The 18,774-nt window shown below is 34.7% G+C and carries 15 protein-coding genes; all 15 read right to left on the bottom strand.

The genetic code is table 11. From position 1 onward, the window contains the following. Nucleotides 1–4: 4 nt before the first annotated feature. Entirely contained in the window at nt 5–1,321 is a 1,317-nt protein-coding gene (locus tag THEWI_RS03380) for a PTS sugar transporter subunit IIC (protein ID WP_014062450.1), read from the bottom strand. Nucleotides 1,322–1,333: 12 nt separating this feature from the next. Further along, nucleotides 1,334–1,660, bottom strand: a complete 327-nt coding sequence (locus THEWI_RS03375) for a PTS sugar transporter subunit IIB (protein WP_003870491.1) — start codon at nt 1,658–1,660, stop codon at nt 1,334–1,336. 22 nt (nt 1,661–1,682) lie between these two features. After that, nucleotides 1,683–1,928, bottom strand: a complete 246-nt coding sequence (locus tag THEWI_RS03370) for a hypothetical protein (protein WP_003870492.1) — start codon at nt 1,926–1,928, stop codon at nt 1,683–1,685. A 13-nt stretch (nt 1,929–1,941) separates the two neighbouring features. Beyond that, nucleotides 1,942–4,023, bottom strand: coding sequence for a BglG family transcription antiterminator (locus THEWI_RS03365; RefSeq protein ID WP_014062449.1), 2,082 nt, complete (start codon nt 4,021–4,023; stop codon nt 1,942–1,944). Between the two features lie 529 nt (nt 4,024–4,552). Continuing rightward, nucleotides 4,553–5,953, bottom strand: coding sequence for a [FeFe] hydrogenase H-cluster radical SAM maturase HydG (gene hydG, locus THEWI_RS03360; RefSeq protein ID WP_014062448.1), 1,401 nt, complete (start codon nt 5,951–5,953; stop codon nt 4,553–4,555). A gap of 72 nt (nt 5,954–6,025) precedes the next feature. After that, nucleotides 6,026–7,582 (bottom strand): stage V sporulation protein B, encoded by a 1,557-nt coding sequence (spoVB, locus tag THEWI_RS03355; RefSeq protein ID WP_014062447.1) that lies wholly within the window; start codon nt 7,580–7,582, stop codon nt 6,026–6,028. A 401-nt stretch (nt 7,583–7,983) separates the two neighbouring features. After that, nucleotides 7,984–9,156 (bottom strand): M20 metallopeptidase family protein, encoded by a 1,173-nt coding sequence (locus tag THEWI_RS03350; protein WP_014062446.1) that lies wholly within the window; start codon nt 9,154–9,156, stop codon nt 7,984–7,986. 19 nt (nt 9,157–9,175) lie between these two features. Beyond that, nucleotides 9,176–9,970: a glutamate racemase gene (gene murI / locus THEWI_RS03345; RefSeq protein ID WP_004402425.1), complete on the bottom strand. Its 795-nt coding sequence runs from the start codon at nt 9,968–9,970 to the stop codon at nt 9,176–9,178. Between the two features lie 68 nt (nt 9,971–10,038). Continuing rightward, on the bottom strand, nt 10,039–10,638 hold the full coding sequence (locus THEWI_RS03340; RefSeq protein WP_014062445.1) for a class I SAM-dependent methyltransferase: 600 nt from the start codon (nt 10,636–10,638) through the stop codon (nt 10,039–10,041). An 83-nt stretch (nt 10,639–10,721) separates the two neighbouring features. Continuing rightward, nucleotides 10,722–11,981 carry a phosphoribosylamine--glycine ligase gene (gene purD, locus THEWI_RS03335; RefSeq protein WP_014062444.1) on the bottom strand — a complete coding sequence of 420 codons (1,260 nt, stop codon included), beginning with the start codon at nt 11,979–11,981 and terminating at the stop codon, nt 10,722–10,724. 12 nt (nt 11,982–11,993) lie between these two features. Beyond that, complete coding sequence (purH, locus tag THEWI_RS03330) at nt 11,994–13,520, bottom strand: bifunctional phosphoribosylaminoimidazolecarboxamide formyltransferase/IMP cyclohydrolase (RefSeq protein ID WP_014062443.1); 1,527 nt, start codon at nt 13,518–13,520, stop codon at nt 11,994–11,996. Between the two features lie 35 nt (nt 13,521–13,555). Continuing rightward, the gene (gene purN / locus THEWI_RS03325; protein ID WP_014062442.1) at nt 13,556–14,170 is read right to left on the bottom strand and encodes a phosphoribosylglycinamide formyltransferase; all 615 of its coding nucleotides are present in this window, start codon (nt 14,168–14,170) and stop codon (nt 13,556–13,558) included. Next, on the bottom strand, nt 14,167–15,177 hold the full coding sequence (gene purM / locus THEWI_RS03320; RefSeq protein ID WP_014062441.1) for a phosphoribosylformylglycinamidine cyclo-ligase: 1,011 nt from the start codon (nt 15,175–15,177) through the stop codon (nt 14,167–14,169). Before purM ends, purN begins: the two co-directional genes overlap by 4 nt. Nucleotides 15,178–15,194: 17 nt before the next feature. Beyond that, the gene (gene purF / locus THEWI_RS03315; RefSeq protein WP_014062440.1) at nt 15,195–16,592 is read right to left on the bottom strand and encodes an amidophosphoribosyltransferase; all 1,398 of its coding nucleotides are present in this window, start codon (nt 16,590–16,592) and stop codon (nt 15,195–15,197) included. After that, nucleotides 16,571–18,772 (bottom strand): phosphoribosylformylglycinamidine synthase subunit PurL, encoded by a 2,202-nt coding sequence (gene purL / locus THEWI_RS03310; protein ID WP_014062439.1) that lies wholly within the window; start codon nt 18,770–18,772, stop codon nt 16,571–16,573. Before purL ends, purF begins: the two co-directional genes overlap by 22 nt. Between the last annotated feature and the right edge of the window lie 2 nt (nt 18,773–18,774).

Below are 18,774 nucleotides of genomic sequence, written 5' to 3'. Positions count from 1 at the left end.
CAAATTATTCTTGGTCTTTTACTTCTTTTTCGTTCTTTAAAAGTTGAGCTTCATACATTTTAAAGAAGGGATAATATATAATCGCTGTTACAATTAAATTTACCAGCTGCAACAAAGCTCCTTGCCAATGGCCACCGGAAGATAAAAATCCGCTTATAAAAACTGGAACTGTAAAAGGCAATTGTATTAAAGGTCTGGGTACTAAGTTTACAGCAAAGGCAAAGTAATTTATTGTTACAACAGCTGCTGGAGCTAATATAAACGGAATAATTAGTATTGGATTTAACACAATAGGAGCACCAAAAATCAATGGTTCGTTTATATTAAATATTGCAGGTATAAGCTCAGCTCTTCCAATTGTTCTAAGTTGTGCAGAAGCAGAGAGTAAAAACATTATTGTCAAAGGCCATGTAGTACCTGAACCGCCTAAGTGGGTAAACACATGGAAGAAAGGTTCAGTTACAATACCTGGTAAAGGCAGTCCTTTTGCTGCAGCCTCTGCATTTGCAGCCAATTGAGCCATCCAGAAAGGATAAGCAATTGAGGAAACAACATTCATACCGTGAATTCCTAATGACCACAAAAGCATCATGAGTATTATTTCAGCTAAAGCTGCAGGATAACTATTTGATGCAGCAACAAGGGGCTTAAATAAGTCAAGCACCAATTGTGGCAATGTTATATGGAAGTTTGCCCATACAATCCATTCTACAATCCACGCTGACACTATCATTACAAACATAGGAACTAATGCTAAGAAGCTTCTTACCACATAAGGTGGTACACCTTCAGGCATTTTTATTACCAAACCACTTTTGTTAAAGAATCTCACAACTATTGCTGTAATTATGCCTATTATTATTGCTACAAACAAGCCTTGACCGCCGAGGTAATTTAGTACATCTCCAAAAGTAACTTTTGTCACATCTGTTGCAGGAAAGCTTGTTATAAAAAATGCCAACATTGAAATAATTCCTGTCATCGTCTCGTCGAGGTCCCATCGTGTAGCAAGGCTATAAGCTGTACCAAAGGCTACCATCATAGCCATTATCCCAAAAGTAAGTTGGAAAGGTATCATGATTTGAGCTGCAATAGGTTTTACTGCTTTTGCCCATGCATGTATAGGTGCCCAATTAATTCCCTCTGGTGGATTTGCTATAATTAAGAAAAGGGCACCAGTCAAAATCACAGGCAAAGCAAAGCTTGAAAATGCGTCTCTAATTGACTGCAAATACACATTTTGTGCTATACGAGCAAGAACTGGCATTAAAGATTCTTCCATCCACTTCATAAACCAATTGTTTGAAAGCCTATCGTTCATTTTATTCCCTCCTTAAACTTCTTTTCCACTTTTTTTAGCAAGCTCAATTATTTGATTTAATATTTTTTTGCCATCCATCATAGCAAAGGCCTGCATGTCGACTATATCAACAGGGATATTGTATTTAGAAGCGATTGATTCAATTTCTTTTTTGAGATGCCTTACTTGTGGTTCTAATAATGCTACATCGTATTCCTCTGCCTTCTTTTTAAACTCTCCTGTACCGCCGGCATCTACTACAACATCCAATCCTTGCTTTTTAGCTTCATCTGTTACCTTTTTAGCAAGAGCACTGGAAGTTGCTCCCCAGCTGCAGAGTATTACTCCTCTTATTGCCATTTTTAACACCTCCTTTCAAAGATTATTTCATTTTTTTCTTTTTAAGCTTTTTATGTTGTTTTTGTAGGTTGCTATCATAAAGTTGTATCATTTTTATGACATAAGTCTGTATTGCAAACACTATTAACATAAAGGCACTTCCAAAAGCCATTATTTTTAAGCCATTAAGGAAGCTATCATGAAACATGGCATAAAATCCTGTAGAAAACCATACTACCCCCAAAAGCAAATAAAATATTTTTCTTTGAACTCTCGATATGCTAAACATTTTTGATCATCTCCTAAGTAATTATCCTTTTTATTTCTTCATAAAATTTTTTCAATAAAACTTCTTTTATTTTTTCTTTGACCTCCTTTTGGGACTGTGCTTCGTTAAGAGTATTCACTAAATCTTCTCTTTCAATTAAAGACATACTTAAATCTCCCAAAACTTCAATTCCTTCTCTATCACCTTCTGGTGCTACCATTAAAAAAGCTGTCCTTATCTTTTCATAATCTCCTACAAGATTTTTCATTTTTACTTCCTCTATAACTTTTCCTACAACTACTAATGGAAAATCTATATTTTCAATTGTGCAATGGTATATAACAAATCCTTTGTTTGGTAATACTATTTTACCTAAGCTTTCTCTTTTTAAAAGTCTTCCTTTTATTTGCTCCTTTTGATTTTCATTAATTAAATTTTCATCTATCAAATTCTTAAGAATATATTCTATTATTTGAGAAGAATTTTCACCTTTTGCAGTCATGTAAGTTATGGTGTCGCATAGCTCCAAAATTCTCTTACCATAATTGGCTATGTGTAAAGCCTCTTTTTTAAAATTGCCTTCTTCTTCTTTTTTTATTCCATATTCCATAATAAAGTCTGTATTTAATGCATTTTTTAGCTTTTCTACATCTTCCTTTAAAAGCAAGGGATTTACCACAACGACTTTTTTGTCTTTTATGTCAAGAGGTATTGTAGAAACAATTAAGTCTATATCATCTCTTACTTTTAAATCTTTTAGTTTTATGCTGGAGGTAACATCCACTATGTTTATTTGTGGAAACATCTGAAGTTTTGACATCAGCATCCTTGATGTTCCAATACCACTAGCACATACCACCATTATGTTGTACCTTTTTGCAGCCTCTTTTTTCCTCTCTAAAGCTGCACCAAAATGCATAGCAATATATCCAACTTCATCTTCTGGAATATCCATGTTTAATTTTTTTCGCAAAACATCGCAAACTCTATTGCTTTTTTCAAAGAGCAAAGGATATTTTGTTTTTATATCCTCCAACAAAGGGTTTCTTATGTCAAGCCCCATCTCCAATCTGTACACCGCCGGAACTAAATGACTCTTTAAGCCATCTTCCAAAAACTCATCTTCTGAAAAACTGACATCAAAAATTTTTTCTGCTTCCTTTATCATGTCCCGGGCAATAATCTCTATGTCTTTGTCATTGTAATTTTGAGTAGTTGACCTGTACTTTGCACCTATAAGGTGTATTGTCACATAGCCAATCTCATCTTCAGGTATAGGTATATCCAATTCTTCTTGTAAATATTTAGCTAACTTTTTAGCAAATTTGTATTCATTAGTTTTTTTAAGTTCCTGTAAATTGTCTTCACCCATTTCAATAGTTTCACCATTTTGAAGCCTTTTTATAGCCAAGGCAAGGTGAACGACAAGGCCTAAATAGGAACTTTCTACAATTTCATAGTCAATTTGCGATTTTAATTTTAAAATTGCCTTTTCTATTTTCAAGACAGTATCGTAGTCAATTAAGTTTAAAAGCCTCAAATCTATGTTTTTTTCAATATTGTTTTTTGCGAGATATCCTGTTTTTAAGAAATCAATCAAATCTGCAGTATCAAAATTCTCATACAAAAAGTTAGCTATAGCTTTTCTAAAAGAGTTTTCGCTTCCCGATATATAAACGCCATAACCCGGCTTTGTTATTAAAGTTAATCCCTGTTTTTCAATCCACTTTTCCAACTCTTTAAGGTCATAACTTATTGTAGAAGTGGTAACGCCAAATTTTTTGCTGAAATACTCTAATTTAACAGGCTCATTTAGCTGCAAAAGCTCTGACAATATCATTTTTCTTCTCTCTTCTGTTTCAAACTCTGAACGATATCCTACTATATCCAGCTTTAGCTTCTCAATATCAGCAACATTGCCTTCTATAACCAACCCATCAGTTTTATTTACAATTTTTGAGTTGTAATTTTTAACAAATTCATTTATAGAAGCAATTTCTCTGTATACTGTCCTTTTGCTTATATCAAATTCTTTCATAATGTCTTCCATTCTTGTATTTGAAGAGGACAGTATTTTTCTTAAAATTTGCAGCTGGCGCCCACTTAGCTTATTCATTTTACATCATCACTTTTCTGTGACATTAATTTAATAATAGTATCTCTTTTTACGTCTATATTATACACCTAATCGCTAAATTAACAAGGAGAAGATGTAAATCTTCTGACATTAGCATTGTGTCATATTTTTAATTGTAAAAATATATAAAATAAGACCTCGTGAAAGCGAGGTCTCAAACTGTAGACAAACCTTTTATATAACATGTTGGCATTTTGCATAAGTGTAGCGACTTGATAGCCCGGCACTCAACCGAAAATGTTAAAAAAGGAGAATAAGAGAAAAGACCAGCCCGTTCAGTTGAGTGCCGGGAAACTTAGCGAGGCTGAGAGGCGAAAGCGGGGCCGTAGCCTTGTGATGGCGGAGGCGGGCACTAAGTCAAGGATGACGAATGTGCCCGGAACCCCGCTTGAGCCCGAGGCCGAGCGCTAGTTTAGTCTGCGATATCACCGGAGCAAACTATGCAAAATGCCAACAACGATAATATTTTGTCAACAAGCTAAAGCCTCCTTTTCACGAGGTTTTAAGTTTAAAAGAAAAGATCTCTTTCTCCATTTTCTATTCTTTTTAGTCTTCTCTTTGTCTCTTCCCTTACAGTTATTGATGGAATTTTCTCTAAATTTACCAATATTGCTTTTTCTCCAATTTCCTTAGTTTTTTTATCCCCGTAATCAATCAAAAACTCTTTGAAGGTTAGTATCGCATTAGGTAGACAGAAGTTGTGTATTTGCCCTGATTTCGCAAAGGTCATAAACCTGTCTCCTGTACGTCCCATTCTGTAGCAAGCAGTACAATAACTTGGAAGATACCCTTGTTCACACAAAGTCCTTAAAATTTCATTAGGGCTTCTTTTATCTTCTACCTCAAATTGTGGCTTTGAACCACCTTTTTTGGATATCTCTTCATGATATCCACCTACTCCTGTACAAGAACCGGCACTAATCTGAGAAATGCCAATGCTTATTACTTCTTCTCTAAATTTAGGCTTTTCTCTTGTAGACAAAATCATTCCAGTATAGGGCACTGCCATTCTTATGACTGCTACTAATTTTTTAAAGTCTTTATCTGATACAATATATGGAAATTTATCTATTGAAGTGTTAAGAGCTGGTCTAAGTCGCGGTACTGAAATAGTATGTGGCCCAACTCCAAATTTCTCCTCTAAATGGTTCGCATGATAAAGCATTGCAACAGTTTCGTATTTGTAATCATAAAGCCCATACAAAACCCCTAATCCTACGTCGTCAATACCTGCCTCCATAGCCCTGTCCATGGCAGTCAAATGATAGTCGTAATCGTATTTTGGTCCCTGTGGATGCATGTATTCATACGTAGGCCTATGGTAAGTTTCTTGGAATAAAATATAAGTCCCTATTCCTACTTTTTTAAGTTTTTTGTAATTTTCTACAGTAGTCGCCGCTATATTGACATTTACTCTTCTAATACTTCCGTTTTTAAGTTTTGTATCGTATATCGTCTTTATTACATCGATAATATAATCTATAGGGCAATTTACAGGGTCTTCTCCAGCTTCAACTGCTAATCTCTTATGTCCCATCTCTTCCAAAATCTCAACTTCTCTTCTCACTTCTTCCATTGTAAGCTTTTTTCTTTCCTGCTCATTAGAATGTCTGTAACCACAATATCTACAGTTGTTTACACAGTAGTTACTTACATAAAGGGGAGCAAATATTACAATCCTATTTCCATATATTTCTTCTTTTATATACCTTGCTACTTTAAACATCTCATTGAGCAAATCCTCATCTTCTACATTTAAAAGTACCGCTGCTTCTTCAGGAGTAATGCCTTTTAGTTTTTTAGCTTTCTCTATAATTTCTAATGCATCTTTACTTGTCGCTTTTTTAGCCTTTTCCAAATCCTGTCTTATCTTTTCATCATCAATAAAATCCGCTTTTTCTTTTATCATACTTTATCTCCTCCCTCGCCCTCAGGAAAATCCCCTTGGGCTTAGTTTTATTTTTATTATATACTATAATTGTTAATTTTTCAACAAAATTATTTTTCTTAAATCCTCAATATAAGGTAGTTTCAGCGCAGAGCAAAGCAGTAAATAGGCAGGAATTCCTGTAAAAATTGATAAAAAAATATTTATCCACATATTAACATTAATTGTCAACAATTTACTGTGGATAATTATAACAATTATTCCCATAATTGTTGATGCTGTTATCGGTTTTATAAACCAATTTAAATAGTCTATTCTTAATCCTGTCATTTTTATGAGCTCAAACATATTTAGCATTAAAATAAGAGCATCGGCAAATATAAAGCTGTATACATATCCAAAAAGTTTAAGTTGTGGCATGGCGGTTAAGTAATACATACCTATAATACAGACTCCCAACCATATAATAGAATTTTTTAAAACCACATTTTGCTTTCCTAATCCATGGAGAATGCTAGCCACCACCGCTTCTAAAAATGCGAATATACTTCCCATGGAAATCGCTCTCACAAAAGCCCCTACTCCTGGGGAAGAAGGATACAAAAGCTGAGAAATTTGCTCAGGAAGAGCTAAAAATAAAATTATAGCAGGAAAAGCTACTAAAGTAGTATAGCCAATTGCTTGGTTAATCCTAAGTCTTACTGTATCCCACTTTTTTAGAGCAGCTGCTTCAGAAACTGCAGGAAGTACAGTAGTGGAAAGACTTGAAGTTATAACTGCTGGCATGTAAGCAAGAGGTACTGCCATACCCAACATTTTGCCAAATTCAGACATCGCTTCACTGTGAGTGAGACCTGAGACAACAAGTCTTGAAGGAATTATTAAAGATTCCGCTAAATCCAACACATTTACAATTAATTTTGAAAAAGTTATAGGTATGGAAGTAATAACTAACGTTTTTGCTATAGAAAAAGCATCCCATTCTTTTCCATCATAAGGTATTTCTTTGTTTATAATTTTTACTTCCCTTCTGTAAAAAAGTATATACATAAGAAAACTGACAATTTCACCTGCAGATATGCCAAATATAGCTATCGCTACTAAATATTCAAGTGTAGCTCCTGTAAAAAGCTGTATTAAATATAAAGTTGTTGATACCCGTACTATCTGTTCAACAATTTCTGAAACTGAAGCAGGTATCATATTTATAACTCCTTGAAAAAAACCCTTAAACACTGATGAAGAAGCAACAATGATAAGCACCGGTGCAAAAATGAGAATTGATAAAAGTGCTCTCGGTTCGTGAAGTAACTTTTCAGCTACGTACTTAGCATTAAAAAATAGCAACGAAGAAATGATAAAAGCAATTATCAATACTATCAAAAAAGTAATTTTTAAAATTTTAAACATATTTTTTTTGTTTCCTTTTGCTCTTTCTTCTGAAATAAAGCGAGAAGTGACAGCCATCGTACCAGAGGTTAAAAAAGTTATTGAAACAAAATATATAGGAAGAACTAATTGATAAATACCCGTACCTTCCGGGCCTAACATATTTGATAAAATTATTCTAAAGATAAATCCAATGCCTCTGTCTATAATATTGGCAATAGTTAATATAAAAGCACCGCGAATAAAAGACCTATTGTGCATAAACAACACCTCACAATAGTTTATTCGCAGTGCTTTTTATATATGAAAAAAAACCGGCAGTATGCCGGCAGTAAAGGGGGATTAGGGGGAGAAATTTTTAAGTACATAAAATTGAGGGGGTTAAGATTTACACATTCCTAAGGCTTCCTCTCACCTATTGGCAGAGGTGATAAATTCACATTACCTCTCTTCCGACAAATATTATGCATCATTTGATGAAAAATGTCAAGATTTGATTTAAATATTTTTTTACATGAAATTTTTCCTGCAGTTTTGTAAAATTATTAATCACTGCAAATAAATAAAACTGCAGTAAACCTTTTTCGTAAGTTTTAAAAGAATATTTATAAATAAATCCCCGTCATTTTTTCCAAATATTTTTTAATCCTTCAAAAAATTTTTTAACCATTTGAGTTTAAATATTTTAAAACTGTAGAGACGTGTACAGCAAGGCCCATTTTAATACAGTCCTCATCGATATTAAATTGGTTGTTATGTATAGGTTTATCTATTCCTTTTTCTTTATTGCCACATCCTAATTTATAAAAACTGCCAGGGACTTTTTGTAAAAAATAAGCAAAATCTTCTACTCCCATTGTTGGGGCAACTTCTATCACATTACTTTCCCCTAACAAAGAAAAAGCAGTTTTCTTTATGAGGTCTGTCATACCTTTGTGATTTACAAGGCAAGGATACCCTCTTGTTCTTTTAAATTCCACTTCCCCTCCCATAGCTTTTGCTGTGTTATCGCAAATCTTCTCCACCATCTCAACTATCTCGTCTCTTTTTTCTTCTTCCATCATTCTTATAATTCCAGACATCCTCACTTTGTTCGCTATTATATTTCGTGCATATCCTCCTTCAATAGTCCCAATAGTTAGCACTATAGGGCTTAATGGATTAGCTTTTCTGCTAACAACAGTTTGGAGCATATTTACAATATTAGCAGCAATCACTATGGCATCCACCGATTTATGAGGCTCAGCCCCATGACTGCTTTTGCCTTTTACAATTATGTCAAACATATCTGATGAAGCATAGGCTTTTCCATAGGTTATCCCTATTTGCCCTACTTGAAGTTCTGGGTCTACATGTAGTCCTATTATAGCATCAACTTTAGGATTTTCTAAAACTCCTTCTTCAATCATCGGAAGAGCTCCCCCCGTTGTTTCTTCCGCTGGTTGAAATATAAACTTAACATTTCCCTTTAACTTATCTCTCATATTTGCCAAAAGTTTAGCAGTACCAAGAAGTATAGCTGTATGAACATCATGCCCACAAGCATGCATTCTTCCTGGAATTCTAGATGCATATTCTACATCATTTTCTTCTTGAATTGGAAGAGCGTCCATATCTGCTCTTATAGCTATCGTCTTGCTTCCATTGCCTTTAAGGGTCCCCACAACGCCAGTTTTAGCAATTCTCTTTACTTCAATCCCTAAATTTTTTAAATAATCATAAACAATTTCAGAAGTTTTTGTTTCTTCAAAACCTAATTCAGGGTACATGTGTATTTTTCGCCTTAATTCTATTACTTCTTTTTCTACTTTTTCAGCCTCTTTGAGAATATCCATCCTAAATCCCACCTGTTTTTTAATATTTTTCTATGTCTACATGCAAAACATTCTCAATTTTCTCGCCTAATAGCATTTCTGCCGTTTTGATAAAATTATCTTTATCTCCACTTACAAAAAATTCTGCCTTACCCCTGATTTGAGGATTTAATAAATCTTTCTTTAATAAATAATCTTTCACATCATAGGCTAATTTAATTGCAGGGTCTACTATTTTTACATTTTCCCCCATTATCTCTTCTATAACTGAAGCCATTAAAGGATAATGGGTACAACCTAAAACAAGAGTATCTATATCTTTTTCTTTCAATTCTTTTAAACACTTGCTAGCAGTTTCATAGGCTATTGGCGAATTATATAGCCCTTTTTCAATAAGTGGGACAAACTCAGGACATGCCTTTTGGTAAACTTCAATATTTTTATCAATAATTTTTATATTCTTTTCATAGCTTTTGCTTTCAACAGTTCTTGTAGTTGCAATAACACCTATTTTTTTATTTATAGTGTATAGGGCAGCGCTCTCTGCCCCTGCTTTTAAAACATCAAAAAGAACCACATCATATTCGCTTTTATTTATAACTGCACAAGTAGTATTACAAGCTATTACTACAGCTTTTACTTTTTGCTCTCTCATAAAATTTAAAATCTGTTTTGCAAATTTTTTTATCTCTTCTTCACTTCTATCGCCATAGGGAACTCTTTTTGTATCACCAAAGTAAATATAGTCTTCTCCTGGTAAAACCTCAACAAGTCTTTTTAGTACTGTAAGTCCTCCTACTCCAGAGTCAAAAACACCTATTGGTCTTGAGTCCATTTCACCACACCCTAATAAAAATTTAAGCCAATTAATTATTCACACCATGGTATTTATTATATCATAATTTATTTATTAGGTTGTAAGATGTATAAAGAAGCTTTTGAACTGACATCTACCATTTTTACTTCTTTAAAGTTTTCTTTTAGTTCTTTTTTAACTTCTTTTACAAAATTAAAATAATCTCCACCTTCCAACCATTCCACAAATGAAGTAAAAAAGTCTCTGTTTTGATTGTAGTCATGAAGAATTACATAATGCTTTGCGACCCTTGACATCTCTTTATATAATATTTCCCGCTCATTCTTTTTAATACCATGAGCCACATAAGAAGCTGTAACCACATCAAAAAAATTATCTTCGAAGGGAAACCCTTCACCTGGATTTATCTTATATGTCTTAATATCCATGTTTTTCAGCCTTTTCATCGCTTGTGCTAACATACCTGCGGAAACTTCCACCCCAGAAACCTCAAAGCCAGCTTCCCTTAATACATAACACAATGCACCTGTACCACATCCGACATCTAAAAATTTTATGTAATTTCCTAAATCAATATGTTCTTTCAAAATAGCTAAAACTTTCCTATAATATTCCACTTGAGAATTAAAAAACCACCCATAAATTGGAGATATAATATCAAAAAGTTTTACATGGTCTTTGGGCATAACTTCTCCCCCATTTTTAAAAAATTAAGGCATATGTTAGTAGATATTATACCATAACTTTAAACTGATTAAAAACGCCAGGTTTACACCTGGCTTACCAAAGCAATATCTTTTCTATAGTACATCCCTTTAAAGCTTATTTTTTTAATTTCTCTATAAACTTTTTCTCTCGCTTCTTCATATGAATCCCCTATTGAGGTAACAGCAAGCACTCTTCCTCCTGATGTGACAATTTTACCATCTTTTAATACCGTCCCTGCATGATATACAAATGCTTCTTTTACTTTTTCTAACCCTGTTATCTCAAAACCAGTCTGATATTCCCCTGGGTAACCGTTTGATACCGCAACGGCACATGCAGCCTTTTTGTCTTCCCATTCAATTTGTATTTTATCAAGTTTTCCTTCTATGGTAGCTTCCATTATATCAATAAGGTCTGTTTTTAAAAGAGGCAGTACAACTTGTGTTTCAGGGTCTCCAAATCTTGCATTAAATTCTAAAACCTTAGGTCCTTCTTTTGTAAGCATTAAACCTGCGTATAACACTCCTTTATATACAATGCCTTCTTTTTGAAGTGCCTTTACCATTGGTTTTAAAATGCTTTCCATCACTTCTTTTAAAGTTTCTTCCTCAAGATAAGGATTTGGTGCAATGCTTCCCATACCTCCAGTGTTAGGACCTTTGTCTCCTTCATAGATCTTTTTATAATCCATAGCAGAAACCATAGGTAAAATATTTTCTCCATCTGTAAATGCGAATACTGACGCTTCTTTTCCAAAAAGCATCTCTTCTATTATTATGATATCTCCTGATGCACCAAATATCCTTTTTTTCATCATTAAGTCTAGAGCTTCTTTTGCTTCTATAAAGTCTTTTACAATAAACACTCCTTTACCTTGTGCCAGTCCATCTGCTTTCATCACAGCAGGATACCATGTCTCTTTTAAAAACTTCAAAGCCTCCTGATATTTGTCAAAGGCTTTAAACCTTCCAGTAAGAATATTGTATTTAGAAAGAAGCTGTTTAGTAAAATATTTGCTTCCCTCAATAGCCGCAGCACTTTTATTAGGCCCAAAGATTTTAAGCCCTACTTTCTCAAATTCATCCACAATACCTTGTACCAGTGGCATCTCTGGCCCTACCACTGTTAAATCAATGTTATTTTTTATGGCAAATTCTTTAAGCTTTTCAATATCTCCAACTTTTATGTCAACACATTCTGCCAAAAGACCTATGCCAGCATTTCCGGGAGCACAGTAGATTTTATCCACTTTGGGACTTTGTGAAAGTTTGTGAACAATTGCATGTTCTCTTCCTCCGCCCCCTATGACTAAAACCTTCATACAAATTCCTCCTCAATGTTTAAAGTGCCTTATGCCAGTGAATATCATTGATATACCGCCTTTGTCTGCAGCTTCAATTGATAAAGCATCGTTTTGTGAGCCGCCTGGTTGGATTATGGCAGTTATACCGCCTTTTACAGCCGCTTCCGCAACATCTGGAAATGGGAAAAAGGCATCTGATGCAAGGACACTTCCCTTTGCTTTTTCGCCTGCTTGTTTGATTGCTTGTTCTGTCGGCCATATCCTGTTGACTTGTCCCACGCCAATACCTACTGTAGCTCCATCTTTTGCTAAAACAATCGCATTGGATTTTACGTGCTTTACTACCTTCCAGGCAAACCTTAAATCTTCCATCTCTTTTTGAGTAGGTGCTTTTTTAGTAACTACTTTCAAATTATTCTCATCTAAATCTATTTCATCTTTTTCTTGTACTAAAAGTCCGCCTTCTACTTTCTTTAAATCATATTCTTTTTCATATCCTTCTTTTAACCTCAATATCCTTAAGTTTTTCTTTTTCTTTAAAATCTCTAAGGCCTCTTCTTCAAAGTCTGGAGCAATTACTATTTCTAAGAATATTTTTATAAGTTCTTCAGCTGTTTTAACATCTACAGTTCTATTTAATGCTACAATTCCCCCAAAAATAGAAACAGGGTCACTCTCATAAGCTTTTAAGTAAGCATTGTATATATTATCTGCAATAGCTACTCCACAAGGATTTGTGTGCTTTACGGCAACTGCTGCAGGCTCTTTAAACTCTCTTAAGAGCTCTATTGCCGCATTTGCATCGTTTATATTGTTAAAAGAGAGCTCTTTGCCGTGCAACTGCTCACATTCTGCAATACCATAGGCTTTAATAGGATTTTTGTAAAAAGCCGCCTTTTGATGAGGATTTTCACCATATCTCATGTCTTGAGCTTTTTCATAGGCAAAGGCCATAACTTCGGGAAACTCTATGTTATTTTTTTGTATCAAATAGTTGTATATCAAAGAATCGTAAAGGGCTGTATGACCAAAAGCTTTTGCTGCCAGATAAAATCTCGTCTCTTCTTTTGTATTGCCATATTGTTTTATTTCTTCAATGACTGTATCATAATCCTTTGGATCTACAAGAATAGTCACATATTTGTAGTTTTTAGCTGCAGCCCTTATCATTGAAGGTCCGCCAATGTCTATATTTTCTATCGCTTCTTCTAAAGTCACATTTTCTTTTAGGATTGTCTCTTTAAAAGGATATAAATTTATGACAACTATATCTATTGGCTCAATGCCATGTTCTTTTAAAGCTTTAATGTGCTCTTCATTGTCTCTTATTGCAAGAAGCCCTCCATGAATTTTAGGATGAAGCGTCTTTACTCTACCATCCATAATTTCAGGGAAACCTGTTATCTCTGATACCTTTACTACATTTACTCTATTTTCTTTAAGAAGATTATAAGTCCCACCTGTTGATATTATTTCATATCCTAATTCATTAAGCTTTTTGGCAAATTCCACTATGCCTTCTTTTTTTGAAACGCTTATTAACGCTTTTTTGGCCATAGAATTGCCTCCTTTTTACAGTTTTATAATCCCTTTTAAAACTCTAATATTTTCACTTTTCTACCTTCGATTTTTAACTTCCCTTCTGTAAAAAGCTTAACTGCATAAGGTAAAACTTTGTGTTCTACTTCCAGCACTTTTTTAGCAATGGTCTCTGGCATATCCTCTTCATCGATTTTCACAACTTCTTGAAAAATAATAGGTCCAGTATCAGCACCACTGTCCACAAAGTGAACGGTACAGCCGGTGTATTTTACTCCGTATTCATAGACCGCCTGATGTACCTTCATTCCATAAAATCCTTTGCCACAAAAGGCAGGAATAAGTGAGGGATGTATATTTATTATCTTGTTTTCAAATCTTTCTACAATTTCTCCACTGAGAATTGTCAAAAACCCTGCAAGAATTATTCCATCCGGATTCAATTTTTCAAGAAGCTTTAATAACTCTCTTTGAAAATTTTCTTTCAATTCTTTTTTGGGAAGGCAGTAAGTAGCAATTCCGTGTTTTTTTGCCCTTTCAAGAGCATAAGCTCCTTTTTTATCGCTAATGACGGCAATTATCCTGGCATTGATATATCCTGCTTCAATGGCATCAATTATTGACTGCAAATCAGTCCCGTTACCTGATGCCATCACCACAAGGTTCATAAAATTACACCGCCTTCGCCTTCTACTATCTCCCCTATTACATAAGCTTTTTCACCCATGCCGTTTAATTTTTCTAAAGCCTTATCTACATCAGATGGGTCTACTATAACTACCATGCCAATCCCCATATTAAAAGTACGATACATTTCTCTTTCTTCAATATCTCCCAATCTTTGAATTAATTCAAAAATAGCTGGAATTTCCCAACTTCCTTTATTTATTTTTGCATCTATACTTTTTCTTAGTATTCTTGGAATATTATCAATAAAACCTCCCCCAGTAATATGAGCCATCCCTTTAATTTTTAACCCTTTTAAAGCCTCTATTGACTTGACATATATTTTTGTAGGAGTAAGGAGTATATCTCCTAAATCCATCCCAAGCTCTGGTATAAAGTCTTTTACTGAAAAATTGTTTTTCTCAAAAAACACTTTCCTCACTAAAGAATAGCCATTGCTGTGAATTCCAGAAGAGGCAAGCCCAATTATGGCATCTCCTTCTTTTATTAATTTTGTATCAATCAGCTCTTCTTTTTCTGCAACTCCTACACAAAAGCCTGCTAAATCGTACTCTCCTTCTTTATAAAAACCTGGAAGTTCTGCTGTCTCTCCTCCTATCAAAGCACACCCGGCTATTTTGCAACCTTCTGCTATTCCTTTGATTACTTCTACTGCAACCTCACTTTTTAACTTTCCAGTAGCAAAATAGTCAAGAAAAAATAAAGGCTTAGCCCCAGTTACAATAATGTCATTTACACACATAGCTACAAGGTCTATCCCTATAGTATCATGTTTTCCCATCATAAAGGCTATTTTAAGTTTTGTCCCAACCCCATCAGTGCTTGACACAAGCACAGGATTTTTATAATTTTTTATCTCAACAAGACCAGCAAAACCTCCTATCCCTTCTAAAACATATTCATTTAAGGTTTGCTTAGCTATTGGCTTTATCATTTCCACCAGTTTATTGCCTTCATCTATATTTACCCCAGCATCCTTATAATTCATAATTATACACCTACTTTTTATTTTTTCTCAAAAAGATATTTACTTCCTTCTTTTGGAACATACATAGGATAGTTGCCATCAAAGCAACCTGTGCAAATAGATTTAAGTCCTACACTTTTTATAAGCCCTTCAATACTTAAAAACTGTAGGCTGTCAGCTCCTATTAATTTGCACATCTCTTCAACTGACATCCTTGCTCCTATCAATTCTTTTTTTGTCGGAGTATCAATTCCAAAGTAGCAGGAATATTTAACAGGAGGTGAACTTATCCTCACATGAACCTCTTTTGCTCCCCCATTTTTTAATAAACTCACCAATCTCTTCATAGTAGTACCTCTAACAATTGAATCATCTATTAAAACTATCCTCTTGCCTTGAACCAATTCTTTTAAGACATTTAGCTTTATCCTCACACCTGTCTCTCTATCCCTTTGGTCGGGAGCAATAAAAGTCCTTCCAATGTATTTATTTTTTATAAGTCCCTCACCCATTGGTAGTCCTGTTTTGAGAGAGTAACCTCTTGCAGCAGCAATGCCTGAATCTGGAACTGGTACTACCAAGTCTGCATCTACAGGTGCTTCTTCAGCTAATCTTTTGCCCATCTCCAATCGTGTAAAATAAACACTTCTTCCATTTATGACACTGTCAGGTCTAGCAAAATAGATGTATTCAAAAACACAAGGCATCTTTTTTTCTTCTACTTCTAACTTAACAGACTCTATTCCTTTTCCATCAATTATAACTATTTCTCCTGCTTCTACATCTCGTATCAACTCTGCTCCTATTACGTCAAAGGCACAAGATTCAGAAGATAAAAAATAAGTGTCATCTTTTTTACCTATGCAAAGAGGCCTTATACTGTTTACATCTCTTATCCCTATTAATTTATTGTCTGTTAAAATCACCAAAGCATATGAACCTTTTATTTGTTTCATTGTTTCTAAAAGAGCTCCGATTAAGTTTTCTTGAAAATTTTTTGCAATTAGATGGAGAATTATTTCACTATCAGTTGTAGTTTGAAATATTCTACCGTCCTTCTCTAATTGGTCTCTTAACTCTCCTGCGTTTATCAAATTGCCATTATGGGCAAGAGCTATATATTTGTTTTTAAAATTACCAACAAGGGGTTGAGCATTTATAATGCTATTGCTGCCTGTAGTAGAATACCTTACATGGCCTATCCCCATTTTCCCCTCTAATGTCTTTAAATTTTCCTTATTAAAGACCTCGCTGACAAGTCCCAACCCCTTAATACAATTTATTTTTTCGCCATCATAAATAGCTATACCTGAACTTTCCTGCCCTCTGTGCTGCAAGGCTTGTAAGCCATAATAGATATAAGAAGTAACTGAAGTGGACAAACTAAAGGCACCAAAAACACCACATTCCTCTTTTAATTTCTCTCCATTTCCCATTTTATTCTCCCTCTCCAGCTTTCCTCTAAGACTTCTAAAGGAAGGTCTATTATTCTTTTACCATTTACATCAATTACAATATCTTTACCCTCTACAACTCCTACTTTTTGCGCTGGAACTTGGTGTTCATAAGCTATTTTTAATACTTCCTCTACTTTTTCAGGACTTACAGCAATTAATGCTCTTGGTTGAGATTCAGAGAACAACTCTATATCCTCTCTCAGAGAAGTTTGTAGCGAAATTTTTGCACCTTTTTTGCCTGAAATTGCACTTTCAACCAAAGCAGCCGCAAAACCGCCCTCTGATATGTCATGAGAAGAATTAATTAAGCTTTTATCAATAAGTTTTAACACCAATTCTTGCAATCTTTTTTCCTCTTCTAAGTCTATTTGAGGTGGTTGCCCTTTTACCATTCCAAAGCAAACTTTAAGATACTCACTTCCTCCAATCTCTCCTTTATTCTCACCTAAAATTATAATTACATCTCTTTCTTTTTTAAAGTCCATTGTACAAATTTTTGATACATCCTCTATAAGACCTGCCATTCCTATTACAGGAGTAGGATAAATGGCCTCTCCCTCATTTTCATTGTAAAGACTGACATTTCCGCTTACCACAGGGATTTGAAGTGTTTCACAGGCTTTAGCTATTCCAAATATAGAATTTTTTAACTGCCAATATATTTCTTTCTTTTCCGGATTGCCAAAATTCAAACAATCCGTAACCCCTATAGGCTTAGCACCAACCATACAAAGATTTCGAGCTGCCTCTGCTACAGCAATTTGAGAGCCTATATAGGGATCTAAATAACAATATCTACCATTGCAATCAGTTGTCAATGCAACAGCTTTTTTTGTACCTTTTATCCTCACAACAGCCGCATCCATTCCCGGAGTTATTACTGTGTCTGTCCTCACCATATAATCATATTGACTGTATATCCATTCTTTACTTGCAATATTTAAAGAAGAAATTACATCTTTTAGAGCTTTATTCATATCCTCTGGAGGTTTTATTTCATTTATATCCAACTTATTGACATCTTCTTGCCATTTAGGTACTTCTTCTTCTCTCACATATTGTGGAGCATCTTCTGTCAAAGACTTGGCTGGAACTTCCGCAACTACTTTTCCATCTTTAATCACTCTTATCATTCCATCATCAGTAATTTTCCCTATTGTGGCGGCATTCAGTCCCCATTTTTTAAATACCTTTTGTACATCTTCTTCCTTGCCTTTCTCTACTACAACCAACATCCTCTCTTGAGATTCAGAAAGCATTATTTCATAAGGTGTCATTCCCTCTTCTCTCAAAGGCACTTTATCAAGGTCAAGCTCCATTCCAGTTCCACCGCGGGAAGCCATCTCGCAAGAAGAAGAGGTAAGACCTGCCGCACCCATATCTTGTATAGCAACTACGGCATCTGTTTCATAAAGTTCTAAACAAGCCTCCAAAAGCAGTTTTTCCATAAAGGGGTCGCCAACTTGAACAGAAGGTCTTTTTTCTTCTGATTCCTCGCTTAATTCCTGAGAAGCAAAACTTGCACCTCCAATACCGTCTCTCCCCGTAGTAGCACCTACTATCATAACAGGGTTACCTACACCTTTTGCTATCCCTTTTTTTATCTTGTCTTTTTCTACTATTCCTACACACATCGCATTTACTAAAGGATTTCCTTTGTAACTTTCTTCAAAATAGGTATCCCCACCCACTGTAGGAATTCCTATGCAATTTCCATAATCCGCTATACCTGCTACCACGTTTTCGATGAGATATTTAGTCCTTTTATCATCAGGAATTCCAAATCTTAAAGAATCTAAAAGAGCAATTGGCCTTGCCCCCATTGTGAATATATCTCTTATTATTCCCCCAACACCTGTAGCTGCTCCTTGATAGGGTTCAATTGCAGAAGGGTGGTTATGGCTTTCTATCTTCATCACAACTGCCAAATTATCTCCAATATCCAATACTCCTGCATTTTCTCCCGGTCCTTGTATTACTCTTTCGCCTTTTGTAGGTAAATATTTTAAAAGAGGTTTAGAATTTTTATAGGCACAATGTTCAGACCACATAACACTATACATACCTAATTCAGTTATATTAGGCTCTCTTCCTAATATCGAAATAATCTTCTCATACTCCTCATCAGTAAGTCCTAATTCTCTCCATATTTTATCCATCC

This window comes from Thermoanaerobacter wiegelii Rt8.B1 (assembly GCF_000147695.2).
In the GTDB taxonomy this organism is placed as follows: Bacteria; Bacillota; Thermoanaerobacteria; order Thermoanaerobacterales; family Thermoanaerobacteraceae; genus Thermoanaerobacter; species Thermoanaerobacter ethanolicus.
The sequence above is the reverse complement of the archived record's forward strand: the minus strand, read 5'-3'. Positions and strand labels throughout refer to the sequence as shown.